This is a genomic window from Rhizobium sp. 007, assembly GCF_015353075.1.
Taxonomy (GTDB): Bacteria; Pseudomonadota; Alphaproteobacteria; order Rhizobiales; family Rhizobiaceae; genus Rhizobium.
This window is the reverse complement of the sequence record NZ_CP064188.1, coordinates 195,815-215,210: the sequence shown is the minus strand read 5'-3', so window position 1 is coordinate 215,210 and position 19,396 is coordinate 195,815. Positions and strand designations below refer to the sequence as shown.

Below are 19,396 nucleotides of genomic sequence, written 5' to 3'. Positions count from 1 at the left end.
TCTGCCAGTGACTGCTTGCGCTGGAGCTCGTCTTTTACGACGTCCGCCTGCTTTTGAATGGCAGCCTTCTGTTCCCTCAAGCCGTAACGAGTCTCGTCAAGCTCTTCGAGGCGTTGCTCAAGGATAAAAATAACATTGCTTTGACGCTGCTTTGACGGCAGGGCGCTACGACCGGTTGCCAAGTCACGTAGAGGGATCTCAGCCGGTTATGCTTCAGTTTAATTATCACCAAAGCATCGATCTTCCTTTCGGAATCCCGATTTCCCTTCCCGGTTGCTTGCCAGGCGCCGCAGGTATGGCAGACTGGTCTCCAGATGCCAGGTCTTCGGCCTGCCAAACGAGCGCATCGGAGGCAACGGGGGCGGGGCCGGTGGATCGCATGAACAAGGAGCAAAATCCGTTTCGGATGTTCCTGCTCGGGCCTTTTGCCCTTGTGGACGCTGAAGGGCGATCGGTCACTCCGAAATCCAAAAAAGCCCAGGCCCTTTTGGCGATGCTTGCATTGTCCGCCCGGGGCTCGCGCTCCAGAATCTGGCTTAGGGACAAATTGTGGAGCGACCGCTCTGACGACCAGGCGGCAGCTAGCCTGCGCCAGGCCCTTTTGGACATTAATAAGACTCTAGGACCTGCACGTGATCTCTTGATTGCGGATAAGAATACCGTTTGGCTGGATATGGACCGACTCGTGCTTGATACCGACCTGGCGGTTCGGACAAAGCGGTCCGCGGATCAAATCACCGACGAGTTGCTCGAAGGTATAGACATCCGCGATCCAGAATTCGAGGACTGGTTAACGCTGGAACGGCAGAACTGGTATAGCCGGCTCAATGTAGGACAAGTCCACGATGTCTTCGAGCCGCGACAGCAGCCGAGCCGCGATATCGCCAAACATTCCGCCCTGCTACCTTTGACAGGCGCCCCGGATATGCCAAGACGAGGCAAATCCGTGGAAATCGCCAGCAGCAACCCATATCGGCGGACGGCCGACGGTGACTGGCAATGGATCATGGTCCTTCAGCCCCCTATCGTGGTGGGTGCTGGAGAGGGCGGACAAATTGCTACGACACGGTTCCAGAATCTCATTGCAAAAGCAATCATCGATGGGCTGGCCATTGGCGTCAGCGACCTCTCCTTCAGCTTGCCCGATATTGAAGAGAGCGAACAGCAGATCAGCCTTCCGATATGCCTACAGCTTCGCCTCACGTTTGACGGCGACATGGTGATGATCGAACTGGTGATGAAGCACCTGATCAACAACCGGATTCATTGGCTGGGCAGTCAGGCAATCAACCGCATGCAGTTCGAGCGGGCCGAGTTCGGCACCGCCGCTGCGCTAATCAGCCAGGCCGTCGATCAGCTGGCCTATTTCCAGGAGACCCAGGCAAACGACAGTCGATTGTCGCAAGACAGCCTCCTGATCGACGCCGTCAATGCGATCTTTCGGCTGTCGCGCGGCGATCTAGATAACGCGGAGCGGCGCCTGGAAGAACAAATCCGGTATCAGCCGCGGTCATCGACTTTTGCCTGGCTGTCATTCATCCGGACGTTCCAGGTTGGCCAACGTTTCAACGCGCTTGACGCGCATCTGATCGAGGAAGCTCAGGCCTATGCGCGCAAAGCGCTGGAACTCGATCCGCAGAATTCCGTATCGCTCGCGCTCGTCGGCCACGTCCATTCGTTCCTGTTCTGCGAATATGACTATGCGGCCAACCTGTTCGAAAAATCGATCCGCCTGAACCCGGCCCTGCCGCTCAGCTGGGATCTCTATGCGATGCTTCATTGCTATGCAGGCCAGCCCGACAAGGCCGTGGCCATGGCGCGTTGGGTACAAGAGCTCGGCGTCTACAGCCCCCATAAGTATTACTTCGACACGACCAAATGCATTGCAGCAGCGCTTGCAGGCGATCATGCCGCAGCGATAGCTGCAGGCGAAGAAGCCCTACGGGCACGGCCGAACTTCAACAGCTTGCTGCGCTATCTTGCCTCCAGCCATGCTCATTTCGACGATCTAGGTGGCGCGCGCCATTACCTGCAGCGTCTTGAAGCGGTCGAGGGCAGTTTCTCCATCAATGCCTTTCAAGGCAGCGGCTATCCGCTGCTCAATACAGGCGGCGGCCAGATCTTGATCGACGGCCTGCTCAAGGCGGGCGCCAAGCTGCGCTGAACCCGGACAATTTTTCAGAACTTCGCGCAAGGAGGCTGCAATGGAAGAAGCAGACAATACTGTGGAATCGCAATCAAAAATTGTTTTATTTCTAAACACTTATAGATTCAAGATTGAGCCGGATACGGTTCTTCCATGCGAACCCAGGGACGGGGCCGGCGCTGATCCTCTCGCCGGTGCATCGCCGGTTGCGCCTGATGCAGTCTCCGAACCTGCGCTCTTCCTCGGCACGGATGAAAATGCACCGCCCCTGGCTGAGCCAATGATGGCGACGATGGCCGCAGCCTCCGTCCTCAACAAGAGCGTGGCGAATAAGTCGGTGCTCAACAAGGCATCGCTGAACAAAAACAAGAACAAGAACAAAAATAAGAATAAAAACAAGAACAAGACGACGATGGACGGTACCAGTTTTGGCGTGTCGCAGCTTATCCCTTCCTTCGAGTTGCGCAGGCTGCACCAGCAGCCGTCACGCAACGCCTATACCGCGGCGCGGCGCTTCACCTGGGAAACGCTTGATATACTGCCGCCGCCAGGCCCCGATTATACCCGTCTCGAAACGACGGTGCTTCTCTCCATGCAACGCCGCGACCGGGAACGTGCGCGGCGCCTGCCCGACATCCAGATCGAGTCGACGATCTCCGTGACGGAATTCACCCGCGCATTGCATATCGAGGATCTCGGCGGTTTCGAGCAGACGGAAGGACTTTTCCAGGCGATCCTGACGGCCTGCGAATATGTAGGACTGATCTACAAGAGTCAGTTCAACCGGCTGCGGCCAAACCAGTTCGAGCCCATGCTGCGGCCGTTGCTGGCCGTGCCCGTCCACGAGTCCTATCCCAGCAACCACTCGTTCCAGTGCTTTTCAATCGCCTTCGCTTTCTCGACGATCCTGCCGGAACATCCGGCCACCGACGAGCTTGCCCGCATCGCCCAGAACGTCGCCGAAAACCGTGAATGGGCTGGCCTCCACTATCCCAGCGACACGCAGGCGGGGCGAGATCTCGCCCGACGCTTCGCTCCCTACCTCCACGACGCGTTCGGTCCTCTATTCCAGGCCGTACACGACGAATGGGTCTGAATTCGCCAGCTGCACAACAGGGATTATGAACATGACGGATCAATCACAAATGCCTGGGCCCGCGCCGATCAACTACTATTATCTCTGGCACCTGACTGCGCTTGGTGTGGTCGACGCGGAATACGGATCGGCTCCGCCTGCTCCAGCCGCGCTCGATGCGAGCGCCGCACGCGCGCTCCCCGATCCCCTCATCACCGGCACGGTCTGGGATGCAATCGCTTCCGCCGGCCCGTTGCGACCCGCGCGGGTCGCGCTGATCGATGTCGGCGTATCTCCGGACCATCCCAATCTGGCAACCCGGCTTGACCGGGAAGCGTCAATCGATTTGACGACCCATCGTTACGGCGCGCGCGTGCTCGAAATACTCGGTACGACTACGTCGTTTGACCGCGAAGAAAGGCATGCCTTCTTTGCCGGGCTCAACATCGCTCCGCTCGGCAATATCGGCCTTTCGAATGACGACCGGGATTATCTCAGTGACCTGGTTGCCGAATATGCCACGTCGGAGGGTGTTCTCCGGCGGCTCTACAATCCGGAATCGCTTTTTGCATCGCATGGTACGTGCTGCGCAGGGCTGATCGTCGGCGAACCCGCCGTTGTTGCGGAAGAAGGCACAGCAAGCGCTCCGCCGGAGGGAGCCTTCTACGGCAATGGTGACGAGTTGCGTACGAGCGGTAATCGCAATGTCATCCCCTATTTCGGCGTTGACCCTTTTTCAAGGATCATCTCTATCAGGACGTCCTTCGAAGACGATGTCAGGCAGTTCATCGCTGCCTTTCTTTATGCCTATCATCAGAAGGCGGACGTGATCGTCTTGCCGCGTGGTCTGCCGGACCCAAAACGCAGCGTCGTTGATCCGAAGAATGAGCTGAAGGCCGACTTGGAACTATGGAAAAACCAGGATGCCGCCAATCTCTTCACGCGCATCGCCTTCGCCGACCAGGGTGGGCCTGAACTGGAGCCGAAGGCTGCGCAGAAAGGCTCCAATCCGGATCGCCCGTGGCATATCCTCAAACAGCTCATCCTCGCCATCAGCCGGCACATTCCGATCGTCTGCGCCGCGGGAAACAGTGGCGAGAGCCAGCTGATCTATCCGGCAAGTCTTGCCGACGACGACAACGGCATCATCGCCGTCGGGGCCGTTACCGTCGAAGGTTTCCGTTCGGGCTACAGCAATTACGGCGAGGGATTGACGGTTGTCTCCCCCTCCGACGACGGTGAGGTCTTGAACCGGCATCAGTTGCGCCTCGACCGGCTTTCTCCATTTGCCGCACAGCACGACTACAGTGCTTTTCGAATGCGGGAATATTGCTATTCGCACTTCTCGCTGCTGACGACGGACCTGCCGGGGATTTTTGGCTATGATCACGGCTCCGATCCATGGTCGGCGATCGTGCCGTTCGGAACCAATCCCGGCATCGGTGGAGGATACTACACCACCTTCGGGGGCACCTCCGGCGCGTCGGCGCAGGTGGGGGGGCTATGCGCTCTGATTCAGCGGGCCTACAAGAGCCGCCACAATCCCGGTGACCGCCTCTCGGGTCCTCATGTCAAGTCCATTCTGAAAGCCGCGTCCCGCCTGGACGCCATTGTCGCACCCGGAACGAGGAAACTGACGGCGGATTGCATGAATGCAGAAAGCGAGGACGCTCTCGAGGCGGCCTATTTCTTCGGGTCAGGCCTGCCGAACGCGCGGGCGGCGATACAGGCTGCTCTGGCGATCTGACCGCTGCGCGTGCGTTTTCCGAATTTAAAGCCTCCTCGATCGAGGAGGCATTTTTCTTTGTTTAGCTCATTTTTACGGATTTTTAACGCGGAACTGGCGGGCGAATGACGCCCTTGGGGAATAGTGCCTCTCAACCGAAGACGCGCAACGTTCCGATGCCGGACGAAGCCGTCCGAACTCGGGCATTTTCGCCCGAGATGCAACCTTGATCCGTCCGAAGACTAACCCACGGAGGCTGCCGATGTCCGAGTCCCGTATACAAGAATTAGCAGATGAGGCGCGCCTCCTGCTCAAGCGCAATCCCCTGATGGCAAGTACCGTCTCCCTGCAGCGCGTGGCAACTCGCAACCTTTTGAAGCGACGCTTCCAGTATGGCCGCACGCTTGCGGCGGCTTCGAAGCTCGCTGATTGTTCGGTCGGGATAGAGGCGCTGGCAGGTTATTTCCCCGATCTTGCAGATGGCGGATACACTCGTCTGCTGGAGCTTCCGTCAGCGGTTGCCGGACCGGTCGGTGCCGACCCATACCGTTCATCCGCGCTTGCAGCCTGGATGGGTGGGCTCGCGCGCAGTCTGGAATGGCAGGCAGCCCGCCCCGATGTGCAAGTCGTCAGCGGTTATCTGCAGCCGGATCTGATCGCATCGGATCTTGAACTCGAACGTCAGCCGGCGTGCCGGCTCTCTTGCGGCATCGGCCTCGTCCGCATCGAAAGCCCGGCGCGAAGCCCTATCATGCAAGCCCTCCTCCGCCAATGCATGCCGGACTATCCCGGGCCCGACCGCCCCATCACGGACGATGCGGAATTGGATCGCATCGCCGGCCATCTGGAGAAGGCCTTCGCATTAATCGCGGAATTGGACGAGTGCGGCTATCAGCGTCTGATCGCCGGCCTGCACACGCTTCACGTTGGCGTGCGGCGCGAACCGCAGTGTTCCTTTTCGAGTTCGAACGAATTGCCGGGCAGCGCGCTCATCGCTCTTTCCAGAGGAAGATTGCGCGACGGCGATCATGCCGCGACAGCGGCCCAACTGCTTCACGAGGCGGGGAATATCCTGCTTGGGTTTTATACGACCTCCGCGGCGGCATCCCTGCCTGGGGAGCTCCAATATGTTTCCCCATACAAAAACGACCTACAGACGCTCGAGAGCATCCTGCATACGGCCTACACCATTCCCTGGGAGTGCGCCATGCGCATGGCATGCCTATCCACCGAGGCGGATCCTGAGCGCCGCGCCCGGAAAACGGCATTCATAATCGCCTATGCCGCGCCGCAAATCCCGCTCATCGACATCGCTCAGAAAGGAATCGAACGTCTCGACGGCGATGTCCTCCTCGACCTCCCAGACATCGCCGCCATTCCTTCCTGGAGTGGCCGTATCCTGGACCTCGTGGGCCAGTTGCTTGCCGAAGAGCCTGTCGCGCGCCGCCAGGCCCATCTTGCCGAGCGCCAGCGAGTTCTCGATCGCCAAGCCTGGGATATCGGACAGATGCTCCTGCGCGGCAAGGAGCCGATCGATCCTCGGATGGGCCGGCGAGAGATCGATGACAGCGGCGACAATATCAGCCTCTGGTACGACGGAAAATTCCACGTGATCCCGAAGGCCGCCGTCCATGCGGTGAGCAAGGATTACGGTCGCTACGCCGCGACGATCCGCGGAATCGCGCCCAGCGAAATGGAGGCGATGTGATGATCAATTATCGGTCTAGACGATTGTCAGCGGCAGTCCGTGCGCCCGTCGACTTCCCGAACTTCTTCGCCCACAGCCTTGGGTGGGGCGGCAGGCGGGCTCTGTTCATCGGCAATAGTACCGATGCTGTCGAGGAACAGAGCCCCCCTGTTACTAGGCCTGCGTTCGGAGGCGCGTTGGAGGGTTCCAACATGCCGGCTGAGAACGAATATGTCTCCGCCGCAATCGATCACGACGACGCCTTCCTGACGCCTCGTTGCCATCGGCAACGCGGCTTCGCAGGGTTTCGCGAAATCGACTTCGTCATCATCGGATGCGGCGGCCTGGGCTCGCAGATTGCCATCCAGCTTGCGGCCCGCGGCGCGCGCCATTTCCTTCTCGTGGATGCCGATCGTATCGACGAGAACAACTTGAACCATCTCCCATGGGCGAGCGAAGCTGATCTCGGCTGTCTGAAGACGGACAAGCTGGCGACCTTTCTGGCCGCGTGTTTCTCGGCCAATGTCTTCGCGCTGCCGGAATTTGCGGAAGGGGCCGCAGCGCTCCGATTAATCGCAGATTACGCCCACAATCCGTTCGTCGTTCTTGCCGGCGACGATTCTCATCCGGCCCGCGAGTTCCTGACGGCCTGCCACGCATCGAAAGCCGGCCTTCCGCCCCACCTGCATGTCGGCCGCTCCAGGGCCTATTGCATGGAAGGTCCCTCGGTCGCAGTGCATGAGGACGCAAATCCCGTCTGCCATTGCGCCGCCCAGGTCGCAACCGACGACAGCTTTCTCGCCCCACCGGCCGCTGCCGACAACGCATTTATCGCTGGCCTTGCCGTGTCGCAGATCACCGAAGAGTGCCTTTCTAAGCACTCCGCATCACGGGCACGCCAATGGATATTGGACCTCAAAAGCAATCCGGCCGAGTTCCGTTGTCTTTCCAAACACCTTGAATGTGCGCACCTGTTTCGCCGCTACGAGAGGCACTGATATGGATCATATCGAAATCGCTGATGCCATCTATCCGGCTGCGACAGATTCGGAGCCGCGGTCGCTCGCGCTGTGCTCAGTCATCGGCTATGTCGGGGCAGCTGGCGGAAAGAACGATGAGCTGACCATATCCGAAGCTCTTCGTGATCCACTGATCGCCATGGTGATGCGCGCCGATGGCGTGACCTCCGAAGAATTCAAGCGAGTTCTTCAGACGGCAGCCCGTGAGATGGAAACTAAACTGGCCAACCCTATCAGAGGAGATGGGAAGGAACAGGCAATGAGGACGCCCCCGCCTTCTCACCAATGGGAGAACACGCGACGTTTTTGTCGAAACGACGCGGAGGATGGTTGACGAGCATGTAGTCAATCCCGGTTCGAACCATAGCACCGGGATTCACATTGGCTGTCCGGCGGAGTTCAGGGGCAATGAAATTCGATATGTCGAGAAGGTTCCCAACGATAATTCTTGCTTTCGCGGAAGGCAAAGATCGCAAGGTGATCCGTACCGCACGCGAGGCTGCCCAGCTCTTGCTGAAGGAATGGCCCACCGACGATGGTGAGGAATTCTTCACGGCGGTGAGAACCTGTTTGGAGGTCCTTACCGGAAAAACCGAACCCGAGAACTTGCACGAGGCGATCGTCCGCGCCGCATATGAAGCGGGTATCGCGGCGATCACGACTGATCACCACCTGGGTATCCTTAGGATCTATCCAGTCAGCGAGGTCCGCCGCGCATGCGCTCATCGCAATCCCGCTCCCATCGAACCGCTTCGGCTATCGCCATCAGTGCGCCGACGTCGGCAGCGAAAATGGTCGGGGCGAACCAAAAAGGCATTGATCGGAAATGCATCGGGGCGTTTCGAATGAAGGCGAAACTGCCCCGCCTGCTGGGCAAGTTGGGTTTCAAATTCCGCTGGCGAACGATAGCCGAGGGCAGGTACGTCTCGAAAGAGAGTGGCTTTTCATCAACATCATTGGCGCCATGACGCGATAGCCGCCGCGCAAATCTTCGATACGGGAATCGCATACAATGATCTCCTTTATTTAACCGTTTTCCATTCAATGATTTGGCAGTCACGCGCTCTTGAATATCTCCCCAGTGCTCCAGCTGTGACGCTGGATAAACCAGTTGCACCAAGAGACCCCCCTAGACGAAATGATGCGTGCAGTTGGGAGCCGGGACGGTTCCTTCTCCTTTGCAGGCAATTGCCACCGTCGGCTCGGCGTCCCAGCGATCTCGGTAAAGGGTCTGCCATTGCCACCTGCCAGTCGACGGTGGGATCTGCTTGATTGCTTGCAGGCCGTAAGTCGTCTCAGGCCGACTTTTTTTGTATTGTGATACGTCCGCATCAAAAAGTGTGGCCACATCTCGCAGACCACCCATCGGCGATGTCCAGGCTCGCAAGAAAATCTGCAAAATCCTTCTGGAGCCAGGAACTCTAAACTCGGCCTGATTTCGCGCCGTCTTGTGACTGACCTCTGGGAGCAACGCGATTAATAACGCTGAATCAACCAGCCTTGAGGGGAGAAGCTTTTGCGGGCCGTAGAAATACTGGGATGGAATGCGAAACGATATCTCGCTCCCTCGAAGGTGATAACTTTTTCCCCGGCATCATCTCCTCGGCCACAGTGAGGGCAACTGAACTAGCGCCCGCAACCATTAGCACAAGTGTCACTGTATAAACGCTGATCGTGGCACTCGCGGAGCGGCTGAACGAAAGGAGGTTGCGCGCCTGGTCAAGCGTGCCTCCATTGCCGGAGTTCGTGGTGATCTCAGCGAACTGGAGCGCGCGTTCAAATTCTCAGGCCACTCGTTGCGCGCGGGCCTCGCCTCTTCCGCCGAGGTCGATGTACGCTACGTCCAGAAGCCGCTGGGACATGCCTCGGCGGAGTGACTCGCCGCCTACCGCGGATGTCAGCGGACACGACGCCGACAGAGAACTCGATAATGGTTGCGAGAAAGTCTCGCCATTGTCGCCTGTCGACACCATAAACATTGCAACCTCCGGAGGCGGCGCAGCCTATCGCTGGGAGATTGTGCATTTCCTATATGACGTGCGCTCCTCGGATCGTTCGGCTCTGCCGAACAGCAGATTGGCGGTCTGCAGACTAATCCGGACGGGCATTTCGGTTTAAATCAGTGTCATCACCCCCGGTCTGGGGCGAGCAACCGATCAACGAAAGGAATTCATCATGTCCAGACTTGCAAACAAGACCGCCCTCATCACCGGCGGCACCAGCGGCATCGGCCTTGAGACCGCCCGTCAGTTTATCGCCGAAGGCGCTCGCGTCGCCATCACGGGCAGCAGCGCAGCCAGCGTTGAGAACGCCCGAAAGGAACTCGGCGACAAGGCGCTCTTCATCCAGTCCGACGCCGGAAACGTCGAAGGACAGAAGGAAGTCGCCCGGCAGATCGAGCAGGCGTTCGGTCATCTGGACATCCTCTTCGTAAATGCCGGCGTGGCCCAGTTCGGTCCGGTAGAAGGCTGGACGGAGACCGACTTCGACAAGTCGGTCGCGACGAACGTCAAGGGTCCGTATTTCCTGATCCAGGCGCTGCTGCCGATCTTCGCCAAGGGTGCGGCCATCGTGCTGAACACCTCGATCAACGCGCACATCGGAATGCCCAATTCCAGCGTCTACGCCCTTACCAAAGGTGCGCTTCTCACCTTCGCCAAGACGCTCTCGGGCGAGCTGATCGGCCGCGGCATCCGCGTCAACGCCGTCAGCCCCGGCCCGATCGCAACGCCGCTATACGGCAAGCTCGGAATGTCGGAGGCAGACTCGAAGTCCATGGCCAGCCAGATCCAGAGCCAGATCCCCGCCGGCCGCTTCGGCGATGCGGCCGAGGTGGCTAAGACGATCATCTTCCTCGCTTCGGACGAAGCTTCCTACATCGTAGGCAGCGAGCTGATCATCGACGGCGGGATGAGCAACCTCTAAGGGGTAGCCATCTCGCCAGCGTGCTCGGGAGTTTCGCGCGGCCTCACTGTCCTTCTCGTTCGCTGGCATCTGGCAGCCCGTCATTCTCGATCCGGCCGCCTATAACGAACGGCTGGATCCAGCGACGCCGCGGGCTCGGGCGAAGGAAGCGGAGCGCGCGCCGACCCGGACCGCAGCGCGCGAATGGGGTCCAGACGGGATCACCGTCAACAACGTGCTCCCGGTTGCCGATACATGGGGCGCGGGAGCCGACACTCCACCCGCCACAATGCCCTCGGACGGCACGGGTCGCCCGAAGACGACATCGCGCCGGTCGTCCTGTTCCTGGCAAGCAGCGATTCCAGGTTCATCACCGGATCGAGCCTCACACCTGACGGTGGTCAGAATATCGACGCCGCCCGCTGATCCTCGGGAGTGCGCGTCTATCAAACCGCGCACTCCGTTTTCTCAGGAGTAACAGAATGACCACTCTTCCGATGACGTCACTGTTTGCCGCCGGCTTCGCGCTGGCCCTGATCGCGCTTTCAATTCCGATCTCCCTCCGACGCGTCAAAACGGCCGCGTTCTTACAATAAAGTGCCTGTCTGCACAGATTGGGCGATCTCCGGAGAGCATTTCTGATGCTTTTCAATCCCGCTCCGGAATTTAGCTTCACGGGGCAAATCGTGAACCCGGACGAGACTTGATGAACCGCGGTGGTGGTCGTGCAGCTCGTGCGATTGAATTGACGAGGACTAAGCAGGGTCACAGGTGTAAACTGAATATCCTGAACCTGTGGGACAGCTCATCAGAACAACCGTATTCGACCATGTCAGATGGATGCTAGGTCATGCCCGACATCGGAGACTGGCTTGCCAGCATTAGGCTTGAGCGGTATCGCCAAACCTTCTTGGAAAATGGCATCGATCTCGATGTCGTCGACGATCTCACCGATGTCGACCTGAAGGAGCTCGGACTGTCCCTTGGTGACCGCAAGCGGTTTCTCAGGGCGGCCGCGGCCCTAGCTCACCAGTCGCCTCCTGCGGCGACACCGCACCCCTCGGTGTCCCCGATCCACAGCGAGGCGGAACGGCGACAGCTTACGGTGATGTTCTGCGATCTCGTTGGATCGACAGCACTCTCCACGCGTCTCGATCCAGAAGACCTCCGGCAGTCGATCGTCGCGTACCATTCTTGCGCCACCCAGATCGTCGGCCGGTACGACGGCTTCGTTGCCAAGTATATGGGCGACGGCGTCCTCGTATACTTCGGCTATCCGCAGGCTCACGAGGAGGAAGCCGAGCGGGCCGTGAGGGCCGGCCTCGCGGTTGTTGAGGCAGTTGACCGGCTGGATGCGGCAGGCGAACGCTTAGCTGTTCGCATCGGAATTGCCACTGGCCTTGTTGTGGTGGGCGACATCATTGGCGCCGGTGGGGCCGAGGAACGTAGCGTAGTGGGTGAGACGCCGAACCTAGCGGCCCGCCTGCAGGCGCTGGCCGAGCCCGGCACAGTCGTCATTGCCGAAGCGACGCGCGCGCTGCTGCGGGGCCAGTTCAAGCTAGAAAGCCTCGGGGTGCGGCCGATCAAGGGGTTTGCTGAGGCGGTTGAGGCCTTTCGGGTGCTCGGCGAAGTGCGGAGCGAGGACCGCTTCGAGGCCGGTCACGCGACTGTGCTACCGTTGGTCGGCCGAGATCAGGAACTCGCACTGCTGGTTGATCGCTGGACTCTGGCCAAGGCCACCGAAGGTCAAGTCGTCCTGCTCGAGGGCGAGGCCGGAATCGGCAAGTCGCGTCTTGCGCTGGCACTTCGCGAGCGCATCTTCAGGGAGCCGCATCTGTTGCGCCGCTACTTCGCCTCACCCTACCACATCAACAGCGCGCTTCGTCCGGTAATTGCCCAGCTCGAACAGGCAGCGGGCTTTGAACGCAATGATTCATCGGCCGTCAAGCTCGCCAAGCTCCAGGCACTGCTCGCGGAACAGGTGGGTGAGGTGAGCGAAGCTATCCCATTGCTGGCAGAGCTTCTCGGAATCCCAAGCAGCGGCCGCTATCCAAGACTGAATCTTGCGCCCCAGCAGCGCAAGAATCGCACCTTCGAAGTGCTCATCGCCCAGCTTGCCAGACTGGCTGCCGAGCAGCCGGTGCTCATGATACTTGAGGATGCGCACTGGCTGGACGCGAGCAGCCTTGAGCTGTTCGGCTTGTTCGTGGACCGCATCCAGCAGCTCTCGGTTCTGCTGGTCATTACCTACAGGCCCGAGTTCGTGCCGCCTTGGCGTAGTTACCCGCACGTGACAAAGGTGGTCTTGAATCGTCTCGACCGGGTGCAAGCTCAATTGCTGGTCGAACGGCTCACCGGTGGAAAGCTCTTGCCTGTCGGAGTGCTCGATTCCATCGTGGCCAACACCGATGGCGTGCCGCTGTACCTTGAGGAGTTGGCCAAAACCATGCTCGAATCTGGCCTATTGGGAGTGGCCGGCGATCAGTTTGGACTGCCTGCACCTATACCGCCGCTGGCGATCCCGGTAACGCTCCACGACTCGCTTATGGCCCGCCTCGACCGCCTCGGCGGGGCCAAGGTGGTCGCCCAGATCGGCGCCTGCATTGGGCGCGAGTTCTCCTATGAGTTGATTGCAGCGTTGGCCGTGCTCGATGAGCCTGAGCTGCAGCAGGGACTCGATCAACTGGTTGGTACTGAGCTGGTTTTTCGGCGCGGAAGTCCCCCTAAAGCGATCTACAGCTTCAAGCACGCGCTTGTTCGCGATACCGCATATCAGTCCCTCCTCAAGAGCCGTCGTCGGGAGCTCCATCGTCGTATTGCCCAGGTCATCGAAGAGCAAGCTCCACACGTCGTGGCCGCCGAGCCGGAGGTCTTAGCGTATCATCTCACGGAGGCCGGACAGCTACCGCAAGCGGTCGTGTTCTGGCACCGTGCCGGCGAGCACGCCAATGACCGGGCGGCGAATGCCGAGGCCGCCGGCCATTTGGCCAAGGGCCTCGATCTGCTCACTCAGATGCCCGAGAACCCGGAGCGCCTCGAGCATGAGCTGACATTGTTGACGACCCTGGGGCAAGTGCTTACCGCTGCGAAGGGCTATGGCCACCCGGAGGTCGAGCGTGTCTACAACCGTGCTCGCAACCTGACGGAGCGGGTCCAAGATACGCCCAGGCTGTTCCCGGTGCTTCTCGGCCTCACCATCAACCATGCAGTGCGATCTGAGCTTTCCGCGGCGCGGGGCCTTGGCGAACGGCTCTTGGCGTTGGCGCAGCAAGCCTCGGATCCCGTGCTCATGGTGGAAGCGTCCTACGCGCTGGGCATCACATGCTCCTGGCTTGGCGAATTCGCCTCGGCATGGCAGCACCTCGAACGCGGGATCAACCAGTACGACATCGCCCAGCACCAGGCGCATCTGGCGCTTTATGGACAGGATGGAGGACCGATCTGCCTGTCCCGCGGAGCCATGGCGCTGTGGTATCTCGGCTACGACGATCGGGCGCAGGAGCTGATGGACGAGGCGCTCGCCATTACTGCGAAGCTCGGACATTTGTTCAGCCGCGCCTATGTCCTAACATGGGCGGCGATTCTGCACGTGCATCGACGGGACGTCGCGAAGGCGCAAGAGGCGGCGGAGTTGGCGTCAGCCTTCGCGGCCGAACACGGATTTCCATTCTGGCACACCCAGGGAGTCTTCCTGCAGGGGTGGGCGCTGGCCGAACGGGGCCAGGTCACGACAGGCATCGAGCGGTTGCGAGAAGGGCTGGCTGGCATGCAGGCGATCGGGTCACGAATGACCGAGCCTTGGGCGATGGGCTTACTCGCGAAAGCGTATGGCAAGGTCGATCGTTTTGCTGAGGGCGACACCTTGGTTGCCGAGGCGCTTACCATTGTCGCGCGCACTCGCAACCGCTGGTGCGAGGCGGAGCTGCATCGGCTCAAGGGCGAACTCATATCATCGCGCTCGGAGCGCGATCCTGCCGAAATCGAGGCGTGCTTCCGCCGCGCCCTTGACGTCGCCCGCATGCAGGATGCCAAGATGTGGGAACTGCGCTCGGCGGTGAGTTTGGCCCGGCTTTGGCGAGCACAGGGTCTTAGGGCGCAGGTTTGCGAGTTGCTCATGCCGCTCCTCGGCTATTTCTCGGAGGGCCACGGGACGCACGATCTTCAGGACGCCCAAGCGGTCCTTGAGAGCTGCGGAGGTAAATTGAGCACCTGAACACGAAGCGCTGTTTTAACGCCACGTTGAAGGGATGCCTAGGTCGGCGAGTAGGGCTTCGGCACGCGGTGCGAGAGTCAGCACTACAGAAGCATGACGTTGACCACCGCCCTTCTCGACCGGCTGACGCATCACTGCGAGATTGTAGAAAACGGAAACGAACAAATCCTGGCGCGTCAAGAACCGCTCGCAAGGGTAAAACCGGAATCCTCCATCACCCGCACTTGGCCCGCCCTCTGCAACCCCGGCCAGCGCCGGGCGGGCCAATTGCTGATCCGCAATGCGCATGGGTGTCATATTGTATGCCAGGGTCAAAAAGAGCTATGACGCCAACCATGCCGAGATTCTCATCCGCCGCATGACAGCTCGTACAGAAAGGGTGATCGCAAGACGGCCGGCCACCAGCCAGCGACGTCGCAGGTGCACGGCATGATCGCCAGCATCCTGGCGTCGATGGAAGTTCTCGACCTGATGACCAAGCGCTATCTCGCGGAAATACAGAACGATTTCGAGGAGAAGCTGGCGGCCTGCGAACTTGCTACGGAGGCCAAACGCAAAGAGCTCCTCAACCGCTATGGTGAGGAGCTCAAGGGCAAATGCGCCCTCCGAGGCGCTGCCGCGGGACGAAACTTGTCATTCCTGTTTGTGATGCGGTAGTGCTCGTTCCTGATGAGCTGTGTCGCAAAACGGGGAACGCCAAAGTGGACATTGAGGACTTGCGGACTTTTGTTGAAGTAGCGGATGCCGGAGGCGTTTCAGCTGCCGCGCTGCGACTTGGCATCTCCAAGTCGATGGTCAGCCGACGGCTCATGCGGCTCGAAGCGGAGCTTGGTGTCCAGCTCCTTGCCCGATCCACCCGCGGGGCTTCCCTGACCGAGGCCGGCGCAACGTTCCGGGACTATGCAGCCAGGGTTTCCGCCGAGATCGATGTGGCCAGGGAAACAATTGTGCCCGCCGGTGAGCTCCGCGGCCGCCTCAGAGTTGCCGCGCCTCTTTCCTTCGGTCCGACGCATTTCGCAGCGGTGATTGCGCAAATGGCACGCCGCCATCCTCATCTCCAGATCCAGACCTGTTACAGTGATCGCTTCGTGGATCTGATCGCGGAAGGCTATGATTGTGCGATCCGCGTTGGCACACTTCAGGACTCCAGCCTGATCGCAAGACGCGTCGGTCCCCTCTATGGGAGTTTCGTTGCAAGCCCGGACTATATCAAAGCCCATGGCTCTCCGGAGACACCGGACGAGCTTGTCGCCCATCAGGCTCTCATGCAGGGAACGGAAACCTGGCAAGTGATGGATGGAGACAAGGTGATAACCGTTCGCCCACAGGGACGCTTCAAGGCCGACAACGGGGTTGCTCTCGCTGTCGCCGCAGTAGCCGGTTTGGGTATCGCCGCGCTCCCTGACGAGCTTATAAAAGATTATCTGGCCTCAGGCGAGTTGGTTCCGGTCATGAAACGCCATCCACCAACCCCGATCGGGATATATGTCGTCAGACCGCCCGGGCAGCATCCTGCAAGAAAAGTCCGGGTGCTGACCGAAATGCTGATCGAGTGCTTCGACCATGGCCCGGCATTGCCGAAAACAGCTTACCCGTAGTATCGCGGCACTCTTCCCAACGACGTCCGCGATGCCTCGGCTAGCGATCAGCAACGGCCAGTACGATAACAACGTGCAGTTCGGTCAGAGACGGGCGCTCCTGGTCTGGAACCGTCTGATCTTTCCGAACGGTCGTTCTATCGTGCTCGAACGCCAGCCTGGCGCCGACACGCAAGGCTACGCCGGTCTTGAGGATGGGGTCGATTACCACTGGTGGGATCTCGCCAAGGCGGCCGGTCTCTCCACGCTGCTCGCTGTTGGCACTGAACTGGCCGTTAGCGACGAGGACCGCCTGGTGCGCGCCATCCGTGACGGCGCGCAGGACACCATCAACGACGCCGGCCAGCAGATCGTCCGACGCCAATTGCAGGTCGCACCCACCCTGACCCTTCGGCCGGGCTTCCCCGTCCGCGTCATCGTGACGCGCGATTTAGTCCTCGAACCCTATTGAGGTTGACCATGGCAAAGCTCAAACTTGGTCCGATTGCCGACGACAAGCCTCTCAAGGTCACGGTAGAGTTGCCCGCACAGCTCCATCGCGATCTTGTCGAATATGGTCGTCTGCTCGCAGAGCCCGGAACCCACCCCTCGAGCCGGTTCGCCTGATCGTCCCTATGCTTGAGCGCTTCGTTGTGACGGATCGCGGGTTTGCTAAGGCACGGCGCTCATCCCACTCTCCGAGTGGCGTGGGATAGCACCGCTGGCCTTGCCGACCCTTGCCATCGAGCGTGCCAAGCTGAGCAGTCGTCTGAAGGCCGGATTGTCGTTTCGGGGGGACCAAAAGGTTGCCCCGCGAGACAAAGATCGAAGCCGGGAACGTTCGGCGTCGTGGAGCGAGCCCATAGTCGAAGTTAAAGGGCGCAAAGCGCATCAGGCATGACTGAGGCTCGCACACGCGAGAGCGAGAGCCTGTGTCGGTACTCGAAAATTACAGAGTTGAACACAATGACCATTTACACGACATCTTCTGATCGCCCTTTCAAGCAAAAGCGGCGAATCTGGACGCTTTGGGCACTCGCTGCGGCGTTTATTACTTTCCACCTTGTCGCTGGCCCGGGTTTCCCCCTCGAAAGCCTCGCTTTGGCGCTCTTCGCCCAGATTGGAACATTGCTGATCGCGTTTGGCGTCATCGGGCGCATCTGGTCGATCATCTATGTGGGAGGATTAAAAAACTCGGAGCTTGTGACCGAGGGGCCATATTCGGTCACCCGTAATCACCTTTATCTCTTTTCCCTATTTGCGATCAGCGGCATTTGCCTGGTGTTCGGAAGCCTGCTTGCGACGGCAATTTTTACGCTGCTCGCATATCTTGTATTCAGATACACGGCAAAACGGGAGGCACTGCATTTGTCGTACCTGTTCGGCGAACAATACGCAGAATATGCCCGTCGCACACCGTTGTTTTGGCCAGATTTCTCAATGTTTAGGTGGGGGAATGTCCATGCCGTTTCTCGAAAAGCACTGCTGGTGACAACTCGGGACGCCCTTTTCATTTTGGCGATGATCCCTTTTTCCGAGCTGGTCGAATATCTCCGCGAAAGCGGCCTTCTTCCGGTAACGATTGCCGTCCCCTAAGAGCAAAAACGCATCAAAACCCTAACCGTGCACTGCATATCAAAGGGAGACAACGCATGTTGCGACGTCTTTCTCTTTTTGGACTGCGGCACGACTTTTCGCGCGTCATGCACCTCTAAACTACTTCGTAGCCCCATCTGGAGTTTCTCATGTCATTAAATCTTATAGGTTTTTCCCGGTCTGCTCTGATTGCGCTGACGGCTATCTCGGCTGGCTGCGCTAGCACCGATCCGGTGGCCTACCAAGGCATCTCGTCTTCTAAACAGCTATCTGTCAACACCCAGAATAAGGACGGAAAGGTCCCACTGCTCTATTCCGGCGGTGGTGTGAATTTCAGAGCCTACTCTGCGGTGATCGTTGAGCCTGTCGAAGTTTATAGAGGCCGCGATCAACAGTTTGGCAGTACAAGCGATAAGAACAGGATTGTCCTTGCCTCCTATATGAAGGACACATTCGAAAAGCGGTTGAAGTCAAAATACACACTGACCTCGATACCGGGCCCTGCCACGCTAAGGCTCAAACTCACATTGACAGGTGCGAAGGCAAACGCTCCTGTCCTCTCCACCGCAGCAAAACTTATGCCCGTCGGTCTGGCCGTCAACAGCGTTCAGGCTGCCCGTGGAAAAGAAGGGACACTCAGCGGTTCCGTCAATTACTCTGTCGAGTTGTACGACAGTGCCACCAACAAACTGCTCTTAGCCTATGTTTCGAAGCAGTATCCCGGTGCACTCGATGTGAGAGCAAGCTTGGGACCGCTGGGTGCGTCCAAAGTCGGAATCCAAAAGGGCGCCGATGATCTTGTTGGACGACTCCAGCCCACTGTGGCCACTTCGCCTCAGTGATTCCGTTCGGTGTTTCCTGCGCGCCGGACGGCTTCGGTGGTCCGGATCGCGCAGCCACCAGCGCTTGTGATCAAGAGATCTGTCCAATAACCAAGACGCATCAGGATCCCCTGCGGATAAGGGACATGACCTGCCACTGAACTTTCATCCAGCGGCGACTAGAGTCCCGGCAGTGGTTGAACCGCTCCCAAACGTTGGACCGCCGGAGGCTAGAGTTTTCCGGCTTGTGAACCGCCCCAGGATTCTGGACCACTGGAGGCTGGAGTTTTCCGGCTTCATTCAGGGAGGTGGGCTGGTTGCGCCTCCCGGATTCATCAGTAAGATTGGCACATTATTGCCGATGGCACCATGTGGCCGAACCTCATTGTAGTCTCTGCGCCAATCCTCCATCGTTTCGCGGGCATCCGCAAGGGTCAGGAACCAATGCTGGTTCAGACATTCGGCTCGGAAGCGGCCGCTGGAGGCGACGCCCCAACTCGATCTCGGTGCGGTACCTATGCGTAGTCAAGCGTAATTGGCGGAAGGATGGTTTTGAGGGGCCCGTCGCAAATTTTCGTGGTTAACGAGCTGTTGACCGTCGGCGAGGAAATTGCCGCTCCCGATGTTGTGGA

The 19,396-nt window shown here is 59.3% G+C and carries 14 protein-coding genes and 6 pseudogenes; 18 read left to right on the top strand and 2 right to left on the bottom strand.

Annotation, left to right across the window (positions count from 1 at the left end; translation table 11 throughout):
* The first annotated feature begins 208 nt into the window (after positions 1 to 208).
* The 7 genes and pseudogenes from ISN39_RS21980 to ISN39_RS37950 all read left to right on the top strand — a co-directional run.
* Positions 209 to 2,164 carry an SARP family transcriptional regulator gene (locus ISN39_RS21980; RefSeq protein ID WP_194730429.1) on the top strand — a complete coding sequence of 652 codons (1,956 nt, stop codon included), beginning with the start codon at positions 209 to 211 and terminating at the stop codon, positions 2,162 to 2,164.
* 40 nt (positions 2,165 to 2,204) lie between these two features.
* Positions 2,205 to 3,242, top strand: a complete 1,038-nt coding sequence (locus tag ISN39_RS21975) for a phosphatase PAP2 family protein (RefSeq protein WP_194730428.1) — start codon at positions 2,205 to 2,207, stop codon at positions 3,240 to 3,242.
* Positions 3,243 to 3,273: 31 nt separating this feature from the next.
* Positions 3,274 to 4,968 carry a S8 family serine peptidase gene (locus ISN39_RS21970; RefSeq protein ID WP_194730427.1) on the top strand — a complete coding sequence of 565 codons (1,695 nt, stop codon included), beginning with the start codon at positions 3,274 to 3,276 and terminating at the stop codon, positions 4,966 to 4,968.
* 241 nt (positions 4,969 to 5,209) lie between these two features.
* On the top strand, positions 5,210 to 6,655 hold the full coding sequence (locus ISN39_RS21965; RefSeq protein WP_194730426.1) for an HEXXH motif-containing putative peptide modification protein: 1,446 nt from the start codon (positions 5,210 to 5,212) through the stop codon (positions 6,653 to 6,655).
* The gene (locus tag ISN39_RS21960; protein WP_194730425.1) at positions 6,655 to 7,632 is read left to right on the top strand and encodes a ThiF family adenylyltransferase; all 978 of its coding nucleotides are present in this window, start codon (positions 6,655 to 6,657) and stop codon (positions 7,630 to 7,632) included. Before ISN39_RS21965 ends, ISN39_RS21960 begins: the two co-directional genes overlap by 1 nt.
* Before the next feature lie 160 nt (positions 7,633 to 7,792).
* Complete coding sequence (locus tag ISN39_RS37955; RefSeq protein ID WP_348651997.1) at positions 7,793 to 7,987, top strand: hypothetical protein; 195 nt, start codon at positions 7,793 to 7,795, stop codon at positions 7,985 to 7,987.
* A 74-nt stretch (positions 7,988 to 8,061) separates the two neighbouring features.
* Positions 8,062 to 8,364 (top strand): annotated as a pseudogene (locus ISN39_RS37950) (DUF982 domain-containing protein); the annotation flags it as partial.
* Here ISN39_RS37950 and ISN39_RS36570 read toward each other — a convergent pair.
* Complete coding sequence (locus tag ISN39_RS36570; protein WP_246763521.1) at positions 8,351 to 8,773, bottom strand: hypothetical protein; 423 nt, start codon at positions 8,771 to 8,773, stop codon at positions 8,351 to 8,353. The pseudogene ISN39_RS37950 and the gene ISN39_RS36570 sit on opposite strands and share 14 nt — an antisense overlap.
* A gap of 563 nt (positions 8,774 to 9,336) precedes the next feature.
* On the opposite strand from ISN39_RS36570, the pseudogene ISN39_RS36565 reads away from it, so the two are divergent.
* From ISN39_RS36565 to ISN39_RS21900, 11 genes and pseudogenes are all read left to right on the top strand, one after another.
* A pseudogene (locus ISN39_RS36565) lies at positions 9,337 to 9,527 on the top strand (integrase); the annotation flags it as partial.
* A gap of 301 nt (positions 9,528 to 9,828) precedes the next feature.
* A complete protein-coding gene (locus ISN39_RS21945) occupies positions 9,829 to 10,578 on the top strand; it encodes an SDR family oxidoreductase (RefSeq protein ID WP_194730423.1) in 750 nt (249 codons plus the stop codon).
* A 139-nt stretch (positions 10,579 to 10,717) separates the two neighbouring features.
* Positions 10,718 to 10,983 (top strand): annotated as a pseudogene (locus ISN39_RS21940) (SDR family oxidoreductase); the annotation flags it as partial.
* A gap of 424 nt (positions 10,984 to 11,407) precedes the next feature.
* Positions 11,408 to 14,770 (top strand): adenylate/guanylate cyclase domain-containing protein, encoded by a 3,363-nt coding sequence (locus ISN39_RS21935; RefSeq protein WP_194730422.1) that lies wholly within the window; start codon positions 11,408 to 11,410, stop codon positions 14,768 to 14,770.
* A gap of 99 nt (positions 14,771 to 14,869) precedes the next feature.
* Positions 14,870 to 14,969, top strand: a pseudogene (locus tag ISN39_RS21930) (ATP-binding protein); the annotation flags it as partial.
* Positions 14,970 to 15,199: 230 nt separating this feature from the next.
* Entirely contained in the window at positions 15,200 to 15,427 is a 228-nt protein-coding gene (locus ISN39_RS21925) for a hypothetical protein (protein WP_194730421.1), read from the top strand.
* 44 nt (positions 15,428 to 15,471) lie between these two features.
* Positions 15,472 to 16,368, top strand: coding sequence for a LysR family transcriptional regulator (locus ISN39_RS21920; RefSeq protein WP_194730420.1), 897 nt, complete (start codon positions 15,472 to 15,474; stop codon positions 16,366 to 16,368).
* Between the two features lie 55 nt (positions 16,369 to 16,423).
* A pseudogene (locus ISN39_RS21915) lies at positions 16,424 to 16,819 on the top strand (TrbI/VirB10 family protein); the annotation flags it as partial.
* Between the two features lie 8 nt (positions 16,820 to 16,827).
* Positions 16,828 to 16,974, top strand: a complete 147-nt coding sequence (locus ISN39_RS37945; RefSeq protein ID WP_348651978.1) for a DUF2274 domain-containing protein — start codon at positions 16,828 to 16,830, stop codon at positions 16,972 to 16,974.
* Positions 16,975 to 17,313: 339 nt separating this feature from the next.
* Positions 17,314 to 17,943, top strand: a complete 630-nt coding sequence (locus ISN39_RS21905; RefSeq protein ID WP_194730419.1) for an isoprenylcysteine carboxylmethyltransferase family protein — start codon at positions 17,314 to 17,316, stop codon at positions 17,941 to 17,943.
* 149 nt (positions 17,944 to 18,092) lie between these two features.
* Positions 18,093 to 18,785, top strand: coding sequence for a DUF3313 domain-containing protein (locus tag ISN39_RS21900; protein ID WP_194730418.1), 693 nt, complete (start codon positions 18,093 to 18,095; stop codon positions 18,783 to 18,785).
* Positions 18,786 to 19,064: 279 nt separating this feature from the next.
* Here ISN39_RS21900 and ISN39_RS21895 read toward each other — a convergent pair.
* A pseudogene (locus tag ISN39_RS21895) lies at positions 19,065 to 19,265 on the bottom strand (transposase); the annotation flags it as partial.
* Positions 19,266 to 19,396 lie beyond the last annotated feature (131 nt).

What these genes read in the sequence shown, in the direction of transcription:
- ISN39_RS21980 (WP_194730429.1), top strand. Translation starts at nt 209, where the DNA reads ATGCTTCAGTTTAATTATCACCAAAGCATCGATCTTCCTTTCGGAATC.
- ISN39_RS21975 (WP_194730428.1), top strand. Translation starts at nt 2,205, where the DNA reads ATGGAAGAAGCAGACAATACTGTGGAATCGCAATCAAAAATTGTTTTA.
- ISN39_RS21970 (WP_194730427.1), top strand. Translation starts at nt 3,274, where the DNA reads ATGACGGATCAATCACAAATGCCTGGGCCCGCGCCGATCAACTACTAT.
- ISN39_RS21965 (WP_194730426.1), top strand. Translation starts at nt 5,210, where the DNA reads ATGTCCGAGTCCCGTATACAAGAATTAGCAGATGAGGCGCGCCTCCTG.
- ISN39_RS21960 (WP_194730425.1), top strand. Translation starts at nt 6,655, where the DNA reads ATGATCAATTATCGGTCTAGACGATTGTCAGCGGCAGTCCGTGCGCCC.
- ISN39_RS37955 (WP_348651997.1), top strand. Translation starts at nt 7,793, where the DNA reads ATGGTGATGCGCGCCGATGGCGTGACCTCCGAAGAATTCAAGCGAGTT.
- ISN39_RS21945 (WP_194730423.1), top strand. Translation starts at nt 9,829, where the DNA reads ATGTCCAGACTTGCAAACAAGACCGCCCTCATCACCGGCGGCACCAGC.
- ISN39_RS21935 (WP_194730422.1), top strand. Translation starts at nt 11,408, where the DNA reads ATGCCCGACATCGGAGACTGGCTTGCCAGCATTAGGCTTGAGCGGTAT.
- ISN39_RS21925 (WP_194730421.1), top strand. Translation starts at nt 15,200, where the DNA reads ATGATCGCCAGCATCCTGGCGTCGATGGAAGTTCTCGACCTGATGACC.
- ISN39_RS37945 (WP_348651978.1), top strand. Translation starts at nt 16,828, where the DNA reads ATGGCAAAGCTCAAACTTGGTCCGATTGCCGACGACAAGCCTCTCAAG.
- ISN39_RS21905 (WP_194730419.1), top strand. Translation starts at nt 17,314, where the DNA reads ATGACCATTTACACGACATCTTCTGATCGCCCTTTCAAGCAAAAGCGG.
- ISN39_RS21900 (WP_194730418.1), top strand. Translation starts at nt 18,093, where the DNA reads ATGTCATTAAATCTTATAGGTTTTTCCCGGTCTGCTCTGATTGCGCTG.